Annotated in this window: 17 protein-coding genes and 1 pseudogene; 1 reads left to right on the top strand and 17 read right to left on the bottom strand. The window is 41.1% G+C overall.

Going from position 1 to position 17,693, the window contains the following annotated elements:
- Position 1 precedes the first annotated feature (1 nt).
- From coaBC to DKZ56_RS06745, 4 genes and pseudogenes are all read right to left on the bottom strand, one after another.
- A pseudogene (coaBC, locus tag DKZ56_RS06760) lies at positions 2 to 532 on the bottom strand (bifunctional phosphopantothenoylcysteine decarboxylase/phosphopantothenate--cysteine ligase CoaBC); the annotation flags it as partial.
- Between the two features lie 78 nt (positions 533 to 610).
- A complete protein-coding gene (gene rpoZ / locus DKZ56_RS06755) occupies positions 611 to 835 on the bottom strand; it encodes a DNA-directed RNA polymerase subunit omega (protein ID WP_208651968.1) in 225 nt (74 codons plus the stop codon).
- A 3-nt stretch (positions 836 to 838) separates the two neighbouring features.
- Positions 839 to 1,456 (bottom strand): guanylate kinase, encoded by a 618-nt coding sequence (gmk, locus tag DKZ56_RS06750; protein ID WP_208652189.1) that lies wholly within the window; start codon positions 1,454 to 1,456, stop codon positions 839 to 841.
- A 38-nt stretch (positions 1,457 to 1,494) separates the two neighbouring features.
- Entirely contained in the window at positions 1,495 to 2,370 is an 876-nt protein-coding gene (locus DKZ56_RS06745) for a YicC/YloC family endoribonuclease (RefSeq protein ID WP_208651967.1), read from the bottom strand.
- A gap of 148 nt (positions 2,371 to 2,518) precedes the next feature.
- On the opposite strand from DKZ56_RS06745, the gene DKZ56_RS06740 reads away from it, so the two are divergent.
- Complete coding sequence (locus DKZ56_RS06740) at positions 2,519 to 4,198, top strand: Rqc2 family fibronectin-binding protein (protein ID WP_208651966.1); 1,680 nt, start codon at positions 2,519 to 2,521, stop codon at positions 4,196 to 4,198.
- A gap of 73 nt (positions 4,199 to 4,271) precedes the next feature.
- Here the strand turns inward: DKZ56_RS06740 and pyrE are convergent, their stop codons facing one another.
- The 13 genes from pyrE to DKZ56_RS06675 form a co-directional block, all read right to left on the bottom strand.
- On the bottom strand, positions 4,272 to 4,904 hold the full coding sequence (gene pyrE / locus DKZ56_RS06735) for an orotate phosphoribosyltransferase (RefSeq protein WP_208651965.1): 633 nt from the start codon (positions 4,902 to 4,904) through the stop codon (positions 4,272 to 4,274).
- A complete protein-coding gene (gene pyrF / locus DKZ56_RS06730; protein ID WP_281275703.1) occupies positions 4,904 to 5,605 on the bottom strand; it encodes an orotidine-5'-phosphate decarboxylase in 702 nt (233 codons plus the stop codon). The genes pyrE and pyrF overlap by 1 nt, the downstream gene beginning before the upstream one ends.
- The gene (locus DKZ56_RS06725) at positions 5,602 to 6,513 is read right to left on the bottom strand and encodes a dihydroorotate dehydrogenase (RefSeq protein WP_208651963.1); all 912 of its coding nucleotides are present in this window, start codon (positions 6,511 to 6,513) and stop codon (positions 5,602 to 5,604) included. The genes pyrF and DKZ56_RS06725 overlap by 4 nt, the downstream gene beginning before the upstream one ends.
- Positions 6,510 to 7,283 carry a dihydroorotate dehydrogenase electron transfer subunit gene (locus tag DKZ56_RS06720; protein WP_208651962.1) on the bottom strand — a complete coding sequence of 258 codons (774 nt, stop codon included), beginning with the start codon at positions 7,281 to 7,283 and terminating at the stop codon, positions 6,510 to 6,512. Before DKZ56_RS06720 ends, DKZ56_RS06725 begins: the two co-directional genes overlap by 4 nt.
- Positions 7,280 to 10,477, bottom strand: a complete 3,198-nt coding sequence (gene carB / locus DKZ56_RS06715; RefSeq protein ID WP_208651961.1) for a carbamoyl-phosphate synthase large subunit — start codon at positions 10,475 to 10,477, stop codon at positions 7,280 to 7,282. The genes DKZ56_RS06720 and carB overlap by 4 nt, the downstream gene beginning before the upstream one ends.
- On the bottom strand, positions 10,470 to 11,567 hold the full coding sequence (locus DKZ56_RS06710; RefSeq protein ID WP_208651960.1) for a carbamoyl phosphate synthase small subunit: 1,098 nt from the start codon (positions 11,565 to 11,567) through the stop codon (positions 10,470 to 10,472). The genes carB and DKZ56_RS06710 overlap by 8 nt, the downstream gene beginning before the upstream one ends.
- On the bottom strand, positions 11,567 to 12,841 hold the full coding sequence (locus tag DKZ56_RS06705; RefSeq protein WP_208651959.1) for a dihydroorotase: 1,275 nt from the start codon (positions 12,839 to 12,841) through the stop codon (positions 11,567 to 11,569). Before DKZ56_RS06705 ends, DKZ56_RS06710 begins: the two co-directional genes overlap by 1 nt.
- Positions 12,842 to 12,843: 2 nt before the next feature.
- Positions 12,844 to 13,713 (bottom strand): aspartate carbamoyltransferase catalytic subunit, encoded by an 870-nt coding sequence (locus tag DKZ56_RS06700; protein WP_208651958.1) that lies wholly within the window; start codon positions 13,711 to 13,713, stop codon positions 12,844 to 12,846.
- Positions 13,714 to 13,833: 120 nt separating this feature from the next.
- Positions 13,834 to 15,168 carry a solute carrier family 23 protein gene (locus DKZ56_RS06695; protein WP_208651957.1) on the bottom strand — a complete coding sequence of 445 codons (1,335 nt, stop codon included), beginning with the start codon at positions 15,166 to 15,168 and terminating at the stop codon, positions 13,834 to 13,836.
- A gap of 22 nt (positions 15,169 to 15,190) precedes the next feature.
- Positions 15,191 to 15,736 carry a bifunctional pyr operon transcriptional regulator/uracil phosphoribosyltransferase PyrR gene (pyrR, locus tag DKZ56_RS06690; RefSeq protein ID WP_208651956.1) on the bottom strand — a complete coding sequence of 182 codons (546 nt, stop codon included), beginning with the start codon at positions 15,734 to 15,736 and terminating at the stop codon, positions 15,191 to 15,193.
- 282 nt (positions 15,737 to 16,018) lie between these two features.
- On the bottom strand, positions 16,019 to 16,930 hold the full coding sequence (locus DKZ56_RS06685) for an RluA family pseudouridine synthase (protein WP_425471041.1): 912 nt from the start codon (positions 16,928 to 16,930) through the stop codon (positions 16,019 to 16,021).
- A complete protein-coding gene (gene lspA, locus DKZ56_RS06680) occupies positions 16,927 to 17,406 on the bottom strand; it encodes a signal peptidase II (protein WP_208651955.1) in 480 nt (159 codons plus the stop codon). Before lspA ends, DKZ56_RS06685 begins: the two co-directional genes overlap by 4 nt.
- Before the next feature lie 31 nt (positions 17,407 to 17,437).
- Positions 17,438 to 17,650, bottom strand: a complete 213-nt coding sequence (locus tag DKZ56_RS06675) for a hypothetical protein (protein ID WP_208651954.1) — start codon at positions 17,648 to 17,650, stop codon at positions 17,438 to 17,440.
- Positions 17,651 to 17,693: the final 43 nt, after the last annotated feature.

Below are 17,693 nucleotides of genomic sequence, written 5' to 3'. Positions count from 1 at the left end.
CAAAAAATTGAATGACCAGTTCCGTAATTTTCTCCGGCTCTTCCAATCGGCCTTTTCCAACGTATCCACATGCCAAGTACCCTTCCGATGGTTCAATAAAGCTATAGCCATCTTTTGCGAGCTGGGCAATATTGCGTTTGACAGCAGGATGGTCATACATATGGACATTCATCGCTGGGGCAATCCAAACGGGACACGTTGCAGCAAGTAATGTCGTAGTCAACATATCATCGGCAATGCCATTTGCCAGCTTCCCAATGATATTCGCTGTAGCAGGAGCAACGATGATTAAATCCGCCCAATCGGCCAAATCGATATGGGCAATGGCACTAGAGTCTTTTTCATCAAATGTATCAATATACACATCATTTTTGGACATCACTTGAAATGAGAGGGGAGTCACAAATTTCATGGCGGACTCGGTCATAATGACTTTTACATTAAAGCCAACCTGCGTTAACTTGCTGACCAATGCCACGGCTTTATATACTGCGATACCTCCCGATACTCCAAGCAAAATATTTCGGCTCATCAAACTTTCACCCTTTCAAAGGATAAGCTCCCAAAGAAAATTTCTCCGGGAGCTAATCATCGATTCATTAACCATTTTTTATTGTTCATCAGAATAAACTTTATTTTTTTCAGGAATTTCCATTTGAAGTGCGCCTGCAGCCACTTCTTCCAACGCCATCCCAACAGGCTTTAATGATTTATATTTGCTTAATTTTAATTCTCCCATTTCTTGAATTTGACGGGCGCGTTTTGCTGCAAGGCTCACTAATGAATATTTAGAATCCACTTTTTCTTTTAGTAAATCAATAGATGGATATAACATGGATCATTCTCCTTTCAACATCGATAAATATCTTTTTTCTACGCGGTCGCGGCGGCAATGTTCCGCCATGATAATCGCATTGATTTTTTCACAAGCTTTTTGAATTTCATCATTTTCTACAACATAATCATACAATTTCATCATTTCCAGTTCTTCTTTTGCTGTTTCAATTCGCTTTTTGATGATTTCTTCCGACTCTGTACCGCGTTCTATTAATCGTCTTTCCAACTCCGATAAACTTGGAGGCGCTAAAAAGATGAACAGCGCTTCAGGCATTTTTTCACGAATTTGAGCCGCACCTTGAACTTCGATTTCTAAAAAGACATCACGGCCAGCATCCAATGTTTCATTGACGTAATCGAGGGGAGTGCCGTAATAATTGCCAACAAACTCCGCATATTCTAGCAATTTCCCTTCTTCAATTAATTTTTCAAATTCTTCTCTTGTCCTAAAAAAATAATCGACGCCATCTACTTCTCCCTCCCGCGGTTTCCGTGTGGTAATGGAGATGGAATATTCATAATTGGTATTTGGCTGCTTAAATAGCTCTTTTCTCACTGTTCCTTTTCCCACACCAGAAGGACCGGAAAGAACTATTAATAATCCGCGATCTTTTTCCATTATTGCCATACTCTCCCTCAATACTACCTTTCCCATTTTTATTCAATATTTTGAACTTGTTCTCTCATTTTTTCTAGAATTGTTTTGGATTGAACAACTACAGGCGAAATAATCACTGATTGATTTTTCGATCCAATCGTATTGATTTCTCTCAACATTTCCTGCATCAAAAAATCTAATTTTCGACCGATGGAATGAGGCTCTTCCAACGTTTTTTCCAATTGGTGGAAGTGGCTTTCTAATCGATCCAATTCTTCTGATATATCTATTCGATCAGCAAAAAGGGCAACTTCTGCAAGAATTCGATCTTCCAATTCTTCCACATTCACAATTTCAGCTAATCTCTCCGTTAATTTTTCACGGTATTTTTTTACTGCATCTTGTGAATGTTCGCGAATAAATTTTACTTGATTTTTTAACTCTTCGTTAAATTGAAGCAATACTTGTTTTAATTCTTGCCCTTCCTGCTCACGCATTTCGACTAATTTTTCCATCGCTTCACGAATCGCCATTTCCAGATTGGCAGCAATCTCATCTGGGGTCAACTCTTTTTTTTCATAAACAAGCGCCCCTTCTAAAGATAACACTTCCTGCATGGAGTAAGTTTCATCGATTGGAATGATTTGGCGAAGTTCATTTTTGGCATTTTTATACACTTCAATTAAAGGCCAGTTAATTTTAAAATCTTTCACTTCTTCGCCCGTTAATTTTAAGTTAATTAAACAATCAAATTTCCCGCGTTTCGCGTACTCGGCTATAATTTTTTTCGCAACGAGCTCTAACTCTAGCCATTCTTTCGGGAATTTTGTATAAATCTCCAAAAAGCGATGGTTGACCGAGCGAATTTCCACGGTCAATTGATATTCATTCGTGGTTGTGACACCTCTGCCAAAACCAGTCATACTACGCACCAAGGTTAGTCACACCTTTCCTAAGCTATGCTCCAATTATAACACATGATTAGAAAATTATAACGCCTGAATCATTATTTGTATAGAATGAATGCATGATAGAAACATGATAAAATAGTGTACATCACTGAAACAGAAAAGAGGAACCAGTATGGCATTTGATGGATTATTTACTGTAGCAATCATCAATGAACTGAAAAAACTTGAAACCGGAAGAATCTCAAAAGTTCATCAACCAAATGCGCTGGAAGTGGTACTGCATATCCGGGCAATGGGCAAAAATGAAAAGCTTTTGTTTTCCATCCATCCTTCCTACGCTCGGGTTCACATAACAAAAGAATCGATCGATAATCCACAAGAGCCGCCGATGTTTTGCATGCTCCTTCGAAAGCATATTGAAGGGGGCATTATTACACGGATTGAAAATGATGGGTTTGAACGGGTGATTACCTTTCATATTGAAAGCAAAAACGAAATCGGCGATCCGGTCTCTAGGAAACTAATCATTGAAATTATGGGGAGACACAGCAATTTAATATTAGTAGATGAAACGAATAAAATCATTGACGGGCTCAAGCATTTGCCGCCTTCTGTCAATAGTTATCGTACGGTTCTTCCGGGATTTGAGTACGTCCAGCCTCCTATGCAGGAAAAAGTGAATCCACAAAATGTTTCGGATGAAGAAATTGAACAATTTTTCTCAGCAGACAGAACACCGCAGGAAGTGGTGGAGCATTTTGCCGGATTCTCGCCTTTCCACGCAAACGAATTATTGCACCGGATGAAAGACGGAAATGTATCCCAAGTTTTCCGCGACTTTATTGGCGAAATCATAACGAGCGACAAGCCAACTTATTTAGAAGCAGATGGAAAGCCTTATTTTTCGCCAACCATGATTACACATTTATCTGGGCGAATTACCCATTATGAAGATTTAAGTTCCCTTCTCGATCGGGTATTTTATGCACGAGCTGAAAGGGACCGGGTGAAACAGCAAGCCGGCGATTTGGAGCGCTTCATCCTAAATGAAATCAATAAGCTAAAAACGAAATTGAAAAAATTACATAATGATTTGGAGCAGGCATCAAAACTCGACCAATATCAATTATTCGGCGAATTGCTAATGGCCAATTTGTATCAATTTGAAAAAGGCATGAAGGAAGTAAGGGTCATCAATTACTATAATAATGAAGAAATCACCATTCCATTGGATGAAAGAAAGACGCCTGTTGAAAACGCCCAAAGCTACTATACGAAATACAATAAAGCCAAAAATGCCCTCATTCGGGTGAAGGAACAAATCGACAAAACGAATGAGGAAATTGAATATTTTGAAATGCTATTAAACCAAGTCAACCAAGCAAGCCCGACAGATATTGAAGAAATCCGAGAAGAACTTGTGGAACAAGGATATTTGAAAAAAAGAACTAATAAACAAAAAAATAAACCGGCAAAACCTGCTCCTGAAAAGTTTGTATCATCCACCGGAATCCCGATTTCCGTCGGCAAAAACAACAAACAAAACGACTATTTAACTTTTAAGATTGCCAAAAAATCCGATATTTGGCTTCATACAAAAGACATTCCTGGCTCTCATGTCGTGATTCATTCCAGCGAACCCGATGATACGACTTTAAAAGAAGCGGCGATATTAAGCGCATATTTCAGCAAAGCCAGAAACTCTTCTTCCGTTCCCGTTGACTACACCCAAATCCGCCATGTGAAGAAACCAAGCGGAGCAAAACCGGGCTTTGTCATTTATTTCGAACAAAAAACCCTCTACGTCACACCGGATGAAGAAGTGGTATTAAAGCTGAAGCAAAAAGAATAGCATCTCTGTTCCCTGGGTTGTTATAACAAAAAAAACTCCTGATTTCTTCGGTGAATCAGGAGTCTTTTTATTTTTATTTTAATCTGCCCGCTTTCAAATCTTCATGCCAATTTTTTAGGAACGGGATATCTTCCGATTTGATTGCGCCGGTTTCCTTTGCGGCTTCAATCAAATAATCGAAGTTTGTTAGGCTTACATATTTCACACCGGCTTTTTCAAATGTCTCTTCCGCTTTTGGCAAATTGTATGTATAAACACATACAACCCCAACCACTTCGCAACCTGCTTCTCTCAGCGCTTCAACCGCAGTCAAGGATGAACCGCCAGTGGAAATGATATCTTCCACCACAACCACTTTTTGCCCCGGCTCAATTTTTCCTTCGATTTGATTGCCGCGGCCATGATCTTTTGGTTTGGAACGCACGTACACCATCGGCAGCTGCAACAGGTCGCTCACCCATGCCGCATGGGGTATGCCGGCTGTGGCTGTTCCTGCAACCACTTCCGTTTCAGGGAAATGTTCTTTGATTTTCTCTGCCAATCCATTTGCAATTTGTTTTCTTGCTTCTGGATACGAAATTGTAAGCCGTGTATCGCAATAGATTGGGGATTTAATTCCACTTGCCCATGTGAATAAATCCGTCGGGTTCAATTCGACAGCCCCCACTTTTAACATGATATGGGCAATTTCTTTTTCGATCGCCATTATTTTCCCTCCCAAAGTCGACATACTTCTTGATAAGCCTCTACTACATTTTCCGCTTTCGTCACTGCCCGTCCAACTACGATGTAAGATGAACCGTTTTCCCGGGCAAAATCAGGGGTTGCCACCCGTTTTTGGTCATGGGCATCTCCGCCTAAAAGTCTAATCCCTGGCGTTACACGAAGGAATGCTTCCCCGCAACGTTCCGCAATCTGCTTTGCCTCATGAACCGAACAAACGACGCCATCCAAACCGGCTTCTTTTGTCAGCTGGGCATAATGCAGCACCGACTCCAACAATGTTAAAGGAATTTTTTGCTCTTTTTGCATTTGTTCTTCCGTAGTAGAAGTCAACTGGGTTACTGCAATGAGCAACGGTCTTTTCCCAACACTTCCTGCCTCTAACCCTTCAAGAGCTGCTTCCATCATTTGCTTGCCGCCAGCTGCATGGACATTGACTAAATCCACGCCCAACCGAGCTAGCCCCTTCATAGCGGATTTCACCGTATTCGGAATATCGTGTAATTTTAAATCGAGAAAAATGTCATGTCCTAAATCCTTAATTTTTCGAACGATATCTGGACCTTCTTGATAAAACAGCTCCATGCCCACTTTAACAAACAACTTCTCTTCAAAATGGTTCAAAAATTGGAAAACCTCTTGTTCCCCTGGAAAATCTAAAGCAATAATCGGTTTATTCATCAGCGGTGACTCCTTCCGATAATTTCTTTCATGTGTTTCACTCCAAGTTCATCCAATTTCGCCGGAAGTTCATCAATTAATTTTGGACAGATGAATGGGTCGACAAAGTTCATCGTTCCTACTGCCACCGCCGACGCACCAACAGACATAAAGTCAATCACGTCTTGGACAGAAGACACACCGCCCATGCCGATAATCGGAATATCCACTGCTTTATATACTTCATAGACCATGCGCAAAGCAACCGGTTTAACGGCTGGACCAGATAAACCTCCCGTTACATTGGAAATCAATGGTTTTCCTGTTTTTTCATCAAGGCGCATGCCAAGCAAGGTATTAATCATCGTGATGCCGTCAGCACCGGCAATTTCAACCGCTTGAGCCATTTCTGCAATACTTGTTACATTCGGAGAAAGTTTCACATATACCGGCACTTTAGAAACGGCCTTTACTTGTTCGACCAGTTCCCGGGCAATGACCGGATCCGTTCCGAACGTAATGCCCCCTTTTTTGACATTCGGGCAAGAAATATTTAATTCCAACGCTTTTACATTGGGCGCAGTCGAAATGCGGCGGGCCACTTCCACATAATCCTCTGTCGTTGAACCTGCCACATTTGCAATGATTGGCACATCAAAACGTTCGAGCCAAGGCAATTCTTCCGCCATCACTTTCTCAAGCCCTGGGTTTTGCAAACCAATCGCATTTAACATCCCAGCAGGAGTTTCCGCTACGCGAGGTGTCGGATTTCCAAGACGAGGCTCTAAAGTCGTTGCTTTAATCATGATAGCGCCCAACTGGGAAAGGTCGTACAACTTAGCATATTCACGTCCAAATCCAAAACAGCCGGAAGCAGGCATAATTGGATTTTTTAAATCTAAACCAGGGAGTTGGATATCTAAACGATTCATATTTTCACAACTCCTTTCTCAAAGACCGGACCATCCGAACAAATTTTCACGTAATTTTTCTCCTGCCCTTCATTCGTTTCACAGATGCACGCAAAACATGCACCAATGCCGCAGCCCATCCGCTCTTCCAATGAAATATAACCTTTTTTATCTTCATACATGGATGAAAGGGCCCTGAGCATTGGAAGCGGTCCACAAGAATAAAAGACATCAAAATCCAGCTGTAATTCATCCAATAAATCCGTCACAAATCCTTTAAATCCTTTTGAACCGTCGTCCGTCACGTAATAGGTTTCGCCTAATTGCGTAAATTCCTCTTCATAAAAGGCAAACTCTTCTGTTTGGAAGCCTAATACGTGGATGGTGCGGACGCCTCGAGCATTTAACTGTTTGGACAATTCATATAAAGGGGGAACACCGATGCCACCGCCGACAAGAAGGGCTGTTCCTCCTTTATCAACCGCTTCAACCGGGAACCCATTGCCAAGGGGGCCTAATACATCCACTTCATCGCCAATTTGTTTTTGGGATAACACATTAGTTCCTCTTCCTTGAGCACGATAAATAATGGTAAATTCATTTGCCTCTTTTTGAATGCTTGCGATGCTGATTGGACGTCGAAGGAGTGGTTCGAGCAAATTTGAAACTCGTATATGAACAAATTGTCCAGGAGTCATCTCCTGAACAATTTGTCCTTGTAGCGTCATTTCGAAAATATTTTTCGCAATCTCTCTTTGGCAAACGACGGTCATGCGTTCTTGTTGAATCATGCATATACCTCCGATTTCGGCATTTCTTGAATAGCAAAAGTCATGGATTCAATCACTGTAATTAACGCGTTCGCTGTATCCAATGAAGTCAAGCAAGGAATGCCGTTTTCAACCGCTTCACGACGAATGCGGAAACCGTCGCGGGCAGGCCGTTTTCCTTTTGTTAATGTATTGATGACCACTTGCGCTTCGCCGTTTTGGATAACATCCACTAATGTTTTGCCTTTGCCGCCAATTTTTTCGACAACTTCTGTACGGATGCCAGCCTCTTCAAATTTTTTCGCTGTTCCTTCTGTCGCCATAATGCGGTAGCCGACAGCTTGGAAACGTTTCGCAAGGCTTACTGCTTCTTCTTTATCTTTATCTGCCACCGTAAAGAGCACTGTTCCATATGGCTGAATTTTCATACCAGAAGCAACTAAACCTTTATACAATGCTTTTTCTAATGTTTCATCTTTACCCATAACTTCCCCTGTTGATTTCATTTCAGGTCCAAGGGTGATGTCTACGCGGCGAAGTTTTGCAAAGCTGAATACCGGCACTTTTACATATACACCTTTTTTCGGTTCCACAAGGCCAGTTTCATAACATTGATCCACAATAGATTTGCCTAAAATGACTTTCGTTGCAACGTTGGCCATTGGAATGTTTGTGATTTTGCTTAAAAATGGCACTGTTCTAGATGCACGTGGGTTAACCTCAATGACATATACATTGCCGCCGGAAATGACGTATTGAATGTTCATTAATCCCACAATATTTAACCCTCTTGCTAAACGTGTTGTGTAATCCACAATCGTATCGATTTGTTCTTTTGTTAAGCTTTGAGGCGGATATACGGAAATGGAGTCTCCGGAGTGCACCCCTGCGCGTTCAATATGTTCCATAATTCCAGGGATGAGCACATTTTCGCCATCGGAAATGGCATCCACTTCCACTTCTTTACCTGTTAAGTAGCGGTCAATTAATACTGGATGGTCTGGTGAAGCTTCTACCGCATTTTCCATATAATGTTTCAATTCATCTTCGTTATAAACAATTTCCATTGCACGGCCGCCAAGTACGTAAGAAGGACGAACTAATACTGGGAAGCCGATTCTTTTCGCAATCGTTAATGCTTCATCCAATGAAACCGCCGTATCCCCTTCAGGCTGTGGAATTTCTAATTCTTTTAATGCTTGTTCAAATAAATCGCGGTTTTCTGCACGGTCGATGTTTTCTAAGGATGTACCTAAGATTTTTACGCCATGGGCAGCCAATTTATCCGCTAAGTTAATGGCAGTTTGTCCACCAAATTGTACGACTACGCCAACCGGTTTTTCTAAATCGATAATGTTCATAACGTCTTCGATTGTTAACGGTTCGAAGTAAAGTTTGTCCGAAATCGAGAAGTCTGTTGAAACCGTTTCAGGGTTGGAGTTGATAATGATCGCCTCATAACCTGCTTCTTGAATTGCCCAAACAGAGTGCACTGTAGCATAGTCGAACTCGATGCCTTGTCCAATTCGGATTGGACCGGAACCAAGCACAATGACAGAAGGTTTTTCACTCACGATGGATTCATTTTCTTCTTCATACGTGCCGTAATAATAAGGCGTTGCTGATTCAAACTCTGCAGCGCAAGTGTCAACCATTTTATAAACTGGAACGATGCCGTTTGCTTTTCTCAATTCGTAAATTTCTCTTGCGTCCATACCCCAAAGCTCAGCAATTTTCTTGTCCGCAAAGCCCATGCGTTTCGCTTTTCTTAAAACTTCTAAATCCATTTTATTTTCTTGCAATTCAGATTCCATTTCGATAATATTTTTCAGTTTGTACAAGAAGAATAAATCAATTCGCGACCATTCGTGGATTTGTTCAGGCGAAATGCCTCGGCGCATGGCTTCAGCGATGAAGAATAATCGTTCATCTCCCGCTTTTTTGATGCGTTTTTCCACCCAGTTGTCATCATGTTCATCCGCATGTTTTAAATCAATATGAATGTGGCCTGTTTCAAGGGAGCGCACCGCTTTTAAAATGGCTTCTTCAAACGTGCGTCCTAAAGCCATTACTTCCCCTGTCGCTTTCATTTGCGTACCTAAATTCCGTTTGGCTGATTCAAATTTATCAAATGGCCAGCGCGGGATTTTTGCCACTACATAGTCGATAGCAGGTTCGAAGTCTGCATATGTAGTACCTGTAACAGGATTTTTAATTTCATCCAACGTTAAACCAACCGCAATTTTTGCCGCAATTTTTGCAATTGGGTAACCTGTTGCTTTGGATGCTAAAGCAGATGAACGGGATACCCGCGGGTTCACTTCAATCACATAGTAGTTGAAGCTGTTTGGATCAAGGGCTAATTGAACGTTGCATCCACCTTCGATTTTTAATGCGCGGATTATATCTAATGAGATCTTGCGCAGCATTTGATATTCCCGATCTGTTAATGTTTGGACAGGCGCAACAACGATGGAATCCCCAGTATGGATGCCGACAGGGTCCACGTTTTCCATGCTACATACAACAATCGCATTGTTTTTTGAGTCGCGCATTACCTCAAATTCAATTTCTTTATAGCCGGCAATGGATTTTTCAAGTAGACATTGTTTTACTGGGCTGTATTTCAAACCGCTTGACACGATTTCTTCCAACTCTTGTTCATTGTTGCAAATTCCGCCTCCAGTACCCCCTAAAGTAAAGGCTGGTCGAACAATCACTGGATAGCCGATTTTTTCAACAAAGGCTTTTGCTTCTGCCACACTGTGCACAATATCGGATTCCGGAACAGGAGCACCCAATTCATACATTAATTGGCGGAACATTTCACGGTCTTCCGCTTTATGGATAGCTTCCAATTTTGTTCCTAAAATTTCAATTCCTAATTCATCTAAAATGCCGGATTTTTGAAGCTCAATGGCCATATTTAATCCAGTTTGTCCGCCGAGAGTTGGTAATATTGCGTCTGGTCTTTCTTTTCTTAAAATTCGGGAAACAAATTCTAAAGTAATTGGCTCTATATAAACTTTGTCTGCAATTTGAGTATCTGTCATAATCGTTGCAGGGTTTGAGTTTATAAGAATTACTTTATATCCTTCTTCTTTTAAAGCAAGACAAGCTTGCGTGCCGGCATAGTCGAACTCTGCTGCTTGTCCAATGACGATTGGACCTGAACCAATCACTAAAATGCTTTCGATATCAGTACGTTTAGGCATGTTGTTTTTCCTCCCCTGCTTGTTCCATTAATTTAATGAATTCATCAAATAAATAGTTTGAATCTTCCGGACCTGGTGATGCTTCCGGATGGAATTGTACAGAAAATACTGGATATTTTTTATGTTTTAATCCTTCAATTGTACCATCATTTAATGAAACATGGGTAATTTCTAAATCCGTACCTTCTAATGAGTTTGCATCGATGGCATAGCCGTGGTTTTGTGAAGTTATTTCAACGATGCCTGTTTGAAGATTTTTCACCGGATGGTTGGCGCCTCGATGTCCGAAAGGCAATTTAAAACTTTTTGCACCGCAAGCAAGCGCAATGATTTGATGTCCTAAACAAATGCCAAACATTGGGACTTTCCCGATTAATTGTTTAATTGTTTCAATACCTTCTGTCACATCGGCAGGGTTTCCTGGTCCATTGGACAATAAAATTCCTTCTGGACGGAAGCTTAAAATTTTCTCAGCTGGTGTATTATAAGGAACTACAAGCACATCGCAATGGCGATTATTTAACTCCCGCAAAATGCCTTTTTTCATTCCAAAATCCATAAGAACAACCCGTTTTCCTCTGCCCGGACTTGGAAATGGCATTTTGGAAGAAACTTCTCGTACATGATTTTTTAAATATGGCGTTTCATTTAATCGTTTCACAATTTCAACTATGTTTACTTCCTCGTCCGCTTGAGTCAACATGGCACGTACAGCACCTTTTGAACGGATGATGCGAGTTAATTTCCGTGTATCGATTCCTTCAATTGCAGGAATATCATGACTTTTTAAATATTCATCCAATGTCATTTCTGAGCGGAAATTGGAAGGAATTTTCGTTAATTCTCTCACAACCACACCGCGGACAACAGGAGCGATGGATTCAAAATCATCGCTGTTAATTCCATAGTTGCCGATAAGCGGATAAGTGAATGTTACAATTTGACCGTAAAAAGAAGGGTCTGTAAGCGTTTCTTCATAGCCAGTCATCCCTGTTGTAAATACAACCTCTCCTTGACTAGCTCGATCACTTCCAAACGCTGCTCCTTCAAATACTGTCCCATCTTCTAAAATTAAGAGACGCTTTTTCATCATTCTTCCTCCTTATAAACCACATTTCCTTCAAAGATTGTCATAATCGGCCAGCCTTTTGCCTTCCAGCCATTGAATGGTGTATTGCGGCCTTTTGAATAAAATTCATTGGCATCAATTGTTTTTTCTTTATTAAAATCAATGATTGTCAAATCCGCAGAAGCTCCTACCTCAATTTTTCCATATGGAAGATTGAAGATTTCAGCCGGCTTGATCGTCATCCAATCCACTAATTGCTTTAAAGTAAAGATGCCAGTTTCGACAAATTTTGTAAAGAGAAGAGGAAAAGCTGTCTCAAAACCGACAATTCCGAACGGCGCACCCACCATGCCGCAGCATTTTTCTTCCTGGGTATGTGGTGCGTGGTCTGTGGCGATGCAATCAATTGTGCCATCCAGCAATCCCTCGATTAATGCTTTTTGATCTTCTGATGAGCGCAACGGCGGATTCATTTTCCAGTTGGCATCATCGCTTGGAATATCCATTTCTTCAAGCAGCAAATGGTGTGGGCAAACTTCAGCCGTCACGCGAATCCCTGCTTTTTTCGCATCCCTTACCGTACGGACGGATTCTTTCGTGGAAACATGGCATACATGATATCTTGCACCGGCAGCTTCGGCAAGCAAAACGTCCCGCGCGATTTGCACCGATTCACAAATGCTTGGAATGCCTGGAAGCCCAAGTTCTTTATTGCGTTTTCCTTCGTGCATGACGCCGCCGTAAATTAAAGAATTATCTTCACAGTGTGCAACAACGACTGCGCCAACCTTTGCCGCATCCAGCATTTGCTCGTACATAGTTGAGGCCAGTTGGACACCCACCCCATCATCTGAAAAAGCAACGGCACCATGGGCTTTTAGTTCTGCGATATTAGTGCGCTTTTCTCCTTTTTCATCCATTGTAAGGGAACCATAAGGAAGTACTCGGACAACAGCGCTTTTTTGAATTAATCCTTTCACATATTCAAGGTTTTTCACAGAGTCTGGTACAGGTTTTGTATTTGGCATCGCACAAATTGTTGTAAATCCGCCTCTTGCCGCAGAGCGAGTTCCTGTGGCAATCGTTTCTTTATGCTCAAATCCCGGCTCCCGTAAATGAACATGCACATCTACAAACCCTGGGGATACGAAATTACCTTTTCCATCAATCACTTGTGCTCCTTCTGGCTTGGATCCACCGATGACAGCAATTTTTCCACCGTCAATGGTAATTGTTGTTTCAATCAATTTCCCTTGTTCATTTAACATTTTGATATTTTCGATAAATGTTGCCACTGTTATCTCTCCTTCAATATTGTTTCCAGAATTGCCATTCGAACAAATACGCCATTGTGTATTTGATGGAAAATTCTTGAACGCTTGCATTCCACTAATTCTGAAGCAATCTCCACATCTCGGTTCACCGGTGCAGGATGCATGATGATAGCATGTTCTTTCATTTGTTTTTCACGTTCAACCGTTAATCCATATTGTTGATGATAAAGTTCTTTTGAAAACGGCACATCATGTCGTTCATGTTGAATGCGGAGCAGCATAATGACATCACTTTCTTCAAGAATCCCATCCCAAGAATACTGCGCCTCAAAATTGCCAGCCCACTCTGGAGGACAAAGGAAATTGACATTCACACCAAGCCTCCGTAATGCAATGGCATCGGATTTTGCCACGCGGCTATGGGCAATATCCCCAACTATCGTCACCGTCAGTCCATCAAATCGTTCGAATTCTTTATAAATCGTGTATAAATCCAGCAAACTTTGGGAAGGATGCTGGCCTGTTCCATCGCCTGCATTGATGACAGAGACATTAATTCCTTCAAGCAGTTCGCGATAATATTCATCCTCTTTCGCCCGAATGACCACTGCATCGAGGCCAATCATTTCTAAAGTTTTCACCGTATCGTACAATGTTTCCCCTTTTAACATGCTAGAAAATCCCGCTTCAAAAGGAATCACTGTACAACCGATTTTCCGTTCCGCCATTTCGAAACTCGTTTTTGTTCGAGTGCTGGGTTCAAAGAATAAATTGGCCACATAATGGGAGCGGTCCAACTTCGGTTCAGCCCCTTGTTCAAATTCCCTAGCACGCTCGATAATCGACATTATCTCATCATTTGTTAAATATTCCATTGAAAGCAAATTTTTCATGTCAATTTCCTCCTATCACTATTTAAAAGGCTTAGGAGGGATGACAAGTATGCAGTATGCGCTTGCCATTCGTCTCCTTTTTTGCCTCACTGGACAAATCTTAAAGGATGATTAAATTGTTTATTCGTCAAACTCTTCTACATTTTTATCCCTTCCAGGAAGGATTAAGTTTAAAATTACACCAATAATTGCAGCAAGTGCCATACCTTCGATTGAAAAAGCCTCTGAAATGCGGATTGCTGCACCGCCGATTCCAACGACTAAAATAACTGAAGCTATAACCATGTTCCGGTTTTTGCCAAAATCTACTTTATTGTCCACAATCATTCGAAGACCGCTGGAAGCGATAATTCCGAATAGCAGAATGGAAATGCCTCCAAGTACTGAAGTAGGAATTGTTTGCACTAAAGCCATCGCTTTACCGAAGAATGAAAGCAAGATGGCGATGCATGCTGCACCCATAATCACGTACACAGAATATACTCTTGTAATTCCTAATACCCCGATATTTTCACCGTAAGTCGTTTTTGGAGGACCACCGATTAACGCACTGACAAATGTTCCTAGTCCGTCCCCAAGGATTGAACGGTGCAAACCTGGATCTTTAATGTAATTTCGTTCAACGATTTTTCCTAAAACCAATTGATGTCCGATATGTTCCGAAATCGTTACAATCACGATTGGAACCATTGCGAGCAAGATGTTTGTAGTCACATGAAACTCATAATGCACACCAGGGATTAAAAAGTCTGGCAAAGCAAACCATGATGCTTCTTTCACTTTCGTAAAATCAACGATGCCGATGATTGCGGAGTAAATGTATCCTGCCACTAATCCAAGCAAAATTGGCATCGCGCTTAAAATATTTTTAAAGTACACGTTGAAAATAATCGCTGCAAACAATGTCACTAATGCTGCTGAAAAATGCCAACCGCTATATTGTTTAACCAGTTCAGTTTCTCCTGTATTTGGATTTACTTGTTCCACAGAAATATTCATTGCCATATCTACTGCTGTTCCAGCTAGTCCAAGTCCGATTACCATGATGACCGGCCCTACCACAACAGCTGGCAATAATCTCATAATCCACTTATACCCGCTTTTGTAAATTAATAATGAAACAATTGCGTATACAAGTCCGACTGCCATTGCGCCAATCATTGCATTTCCAGGATTTACGGCAGCCCCCTCTGGATCCAACCCGCCAGATACTAATAACATCGGCGTAATAAAAGCAAAAGATGAACCTAAGTAGGCGGGCACTTTAAATTGTGTTACTAAAAGGAAGACGATGGTTGCAATTCCACTTGTTAACAGTGCAATCGCAGGACTTAGTCCAACAAGCTGTGGCACTAAAATCGTTGATCCAAACATTGCGAACATATGTTGAAAACTTAATGTAATCAACTGCCCGCCTGACGGTTTTTCATGAATATCGATTACTTGATTTGACATATTGTTTCCCCGCAATCACTTTCTAATTTGTTTTCATTAACGTAACTTGATCTTTTCCATCTACTTCTGCCACTTGAACAACAATTCTTTCTGAACTTGAGGTCGGAATATTCTTTCCTACGTAATCTGCACGAATCGGCAGTTCCCTATGTCCACGGTCGATTAAAACCGCTAGCTGAATTTGTGAAGGGCGGCCTAAATCCATAACCGCATCCAAAGCGGCCCGCACCGTTCTTCCTGTATAAAGTACATCATCTACAAGGACAATCTTTTGATCATTTACAACATAGTCAATATCCACCTGTTGCACTTTCGGCCCGTCACCGATAAATTTTGTCGATAAATCATCTCGGTATAATGTAATGTCTAACTCCCCAGTGCGTACTTTTTTTCCCTCGATTTTTTCAATCTTCTCAGCCAGCCTCCTTGCAAGATGAGTACCGCGAGTTTTAATCCCCACCAAAATCACGTTGTCAATTCCTTTATTCCGTTCAATGATTTCGTGGGCAATTCTCGTCAGCGCCCGATTCATTGCCTGGGCATCTAACAGCTCTGTCACTTGAACCATTTGATAATTCCTCCATTTTGATCATGATTTTGATTGCACAAAAAAACCTCCTAAGCGTCAGCTTAAGAGGTTGAAATTACAGTAAAATACTATGTTGGTATAATAATTCTGTCCATATGAAGATATACTATGCCCCTATTAGAAAAGCTAGAGAATAAGGATAGGGCATCAGCTTCTCTTCACCAACACGCTTTTACCTTTTCAGCCTCTCTGGACTGCCATTAAAGGTATTCCCTATTTAATTTTTACTGTTGTAAAGTATAGAACTATTTACTCTCTAAGTCAACATTCTTTTCTTAATTGTTCAAGTAAATTCATAAAATCTTCAGGCAAAGGTACTTCAAATTCCAAATATTCTTTCGTTCTAGGATGTATAAATCCTAATACGCCAGCATGCAATGCTTGGCCGCCAAAATCAATCGTTTTCTTCGGACCATATTTTGGATCCCCTACTAATGGATATCCGATATATTTCATATGAACGCGGATTTGATGGGTGCGTCCTGTTTCTAGCTTACATTCCAGCAATGTATATTTCCCACCAAATCGTTCCAACACTTGGAAATGAGTAATCGCTTCTTTTCCATTATCAACAACGGCCTGTTTTTGGCGGTCTTTCGGATCACGGCCAATTGGCGCATCAATCGTCCCTTTATTATGAGGAATATGGCCGTGAACCAATGCCGTATACTTCCGCGTCACCGTTTTATTCACAAGTTGTTCCACAAGTCCATTATGAGCCATGTCATTTTTGGCAACCATCAACAAACCGGAAGTATCTTTATCAATGCGATGGACAATTCCTGGACGCAGCACGCCATTGATGCCGGATAAATCTTTGCAATGATACATCAGTCCATTCACGAGCGTCCCAGTCATATGTCCAGGGGCAGGGTGCACCACCATTCCCTTTGGTTTATTCACTACAATAACGTCTTCATCTTCATACACGATATCTAAATCCAAATTTTCAGGGATGACTTCAAGCTCTTCCGGTTCTGGAACTTCAATTTCAACGACATCCCCCTCTTTCACTTTATATTTTGCCTTCACTTCCTTGCCATTTACCATGACAAGCCCTTCTTCAATCCAGCCCGCGATTTGCGTTCGCGACCAATCCTCATGAATAGTAGATAATGCTTTATCAAGTCGTTCTCCTGCATATTCTGCTTCAATCGTGATTGTTACTGTCATGATTTCACCTTTTTCTTTTCTTTTTGATCTTCCTTCAACATTGCTAGTATGAGCATGATGACAGAAATCGTCAATGCAGCATCGGCCACATTAAAAATCGGAAAATCATAATTGATAATTGGAATGTATACATCAATAAAATCTACCACTTCTCCACGAAAGATGCGGTCAATAAAGTTGCCAATGGCGCCGCCTAACAAAATCATTAAACTTACCCCTAAAAACGGCTTGTGTTTCCCTTCTTTTTGGAAATAATAAATCACTGCCGCCACGACAACGATGGTAACAAGATAGAAAATCCACATTTGTCCTTGAAGCATTCCCCATGCTGCTCCCCGGTTCCGATGGCTTAAAATGCCGAACCAAGGATCCCATACAGAAATTCGTTCTCCGATTTCCATATTGCTTACAACCACCCATTTTGTAAGCTGGTCCATCACTATAACGATAAGTGCTAAAATGTAGTATTTAAACACAATCTTTCCCCCGTTTGCCTATATATCTTCATTATTCTAACATATTCCGTCCATTAATACAGAAAATCTTCTCATCTGCCATGCATATTCGTTGCTTTCCACTTTTTCGTGCGGATGATATTCCATTTAGTGCAGATATCCTTCCTTTTCGTGCGTTTGTCAACCTCTTTGGTGCGGATACCCTCCATTTTCGTGTATTTGTCCACCAGTTTAATGTGAAACACCGCTCGAATGTCCAAACCAAACACCCTAAACAAAAAATCCGCTCTTGAATGATCTTATATTCA

The organism is Ureibacillus thermophilus (genome assembly GCF_004331915.1).
GTDB classification, from domain to species: Bacteria; Bacillota; Bacilli; order Bacillales_A; family Planococcaceae; genus Ureibacillus; species Ureibacillus thermophilus.
This window is presented reverse-complemented; position numbering and strand designations above follow the sequence as displayed.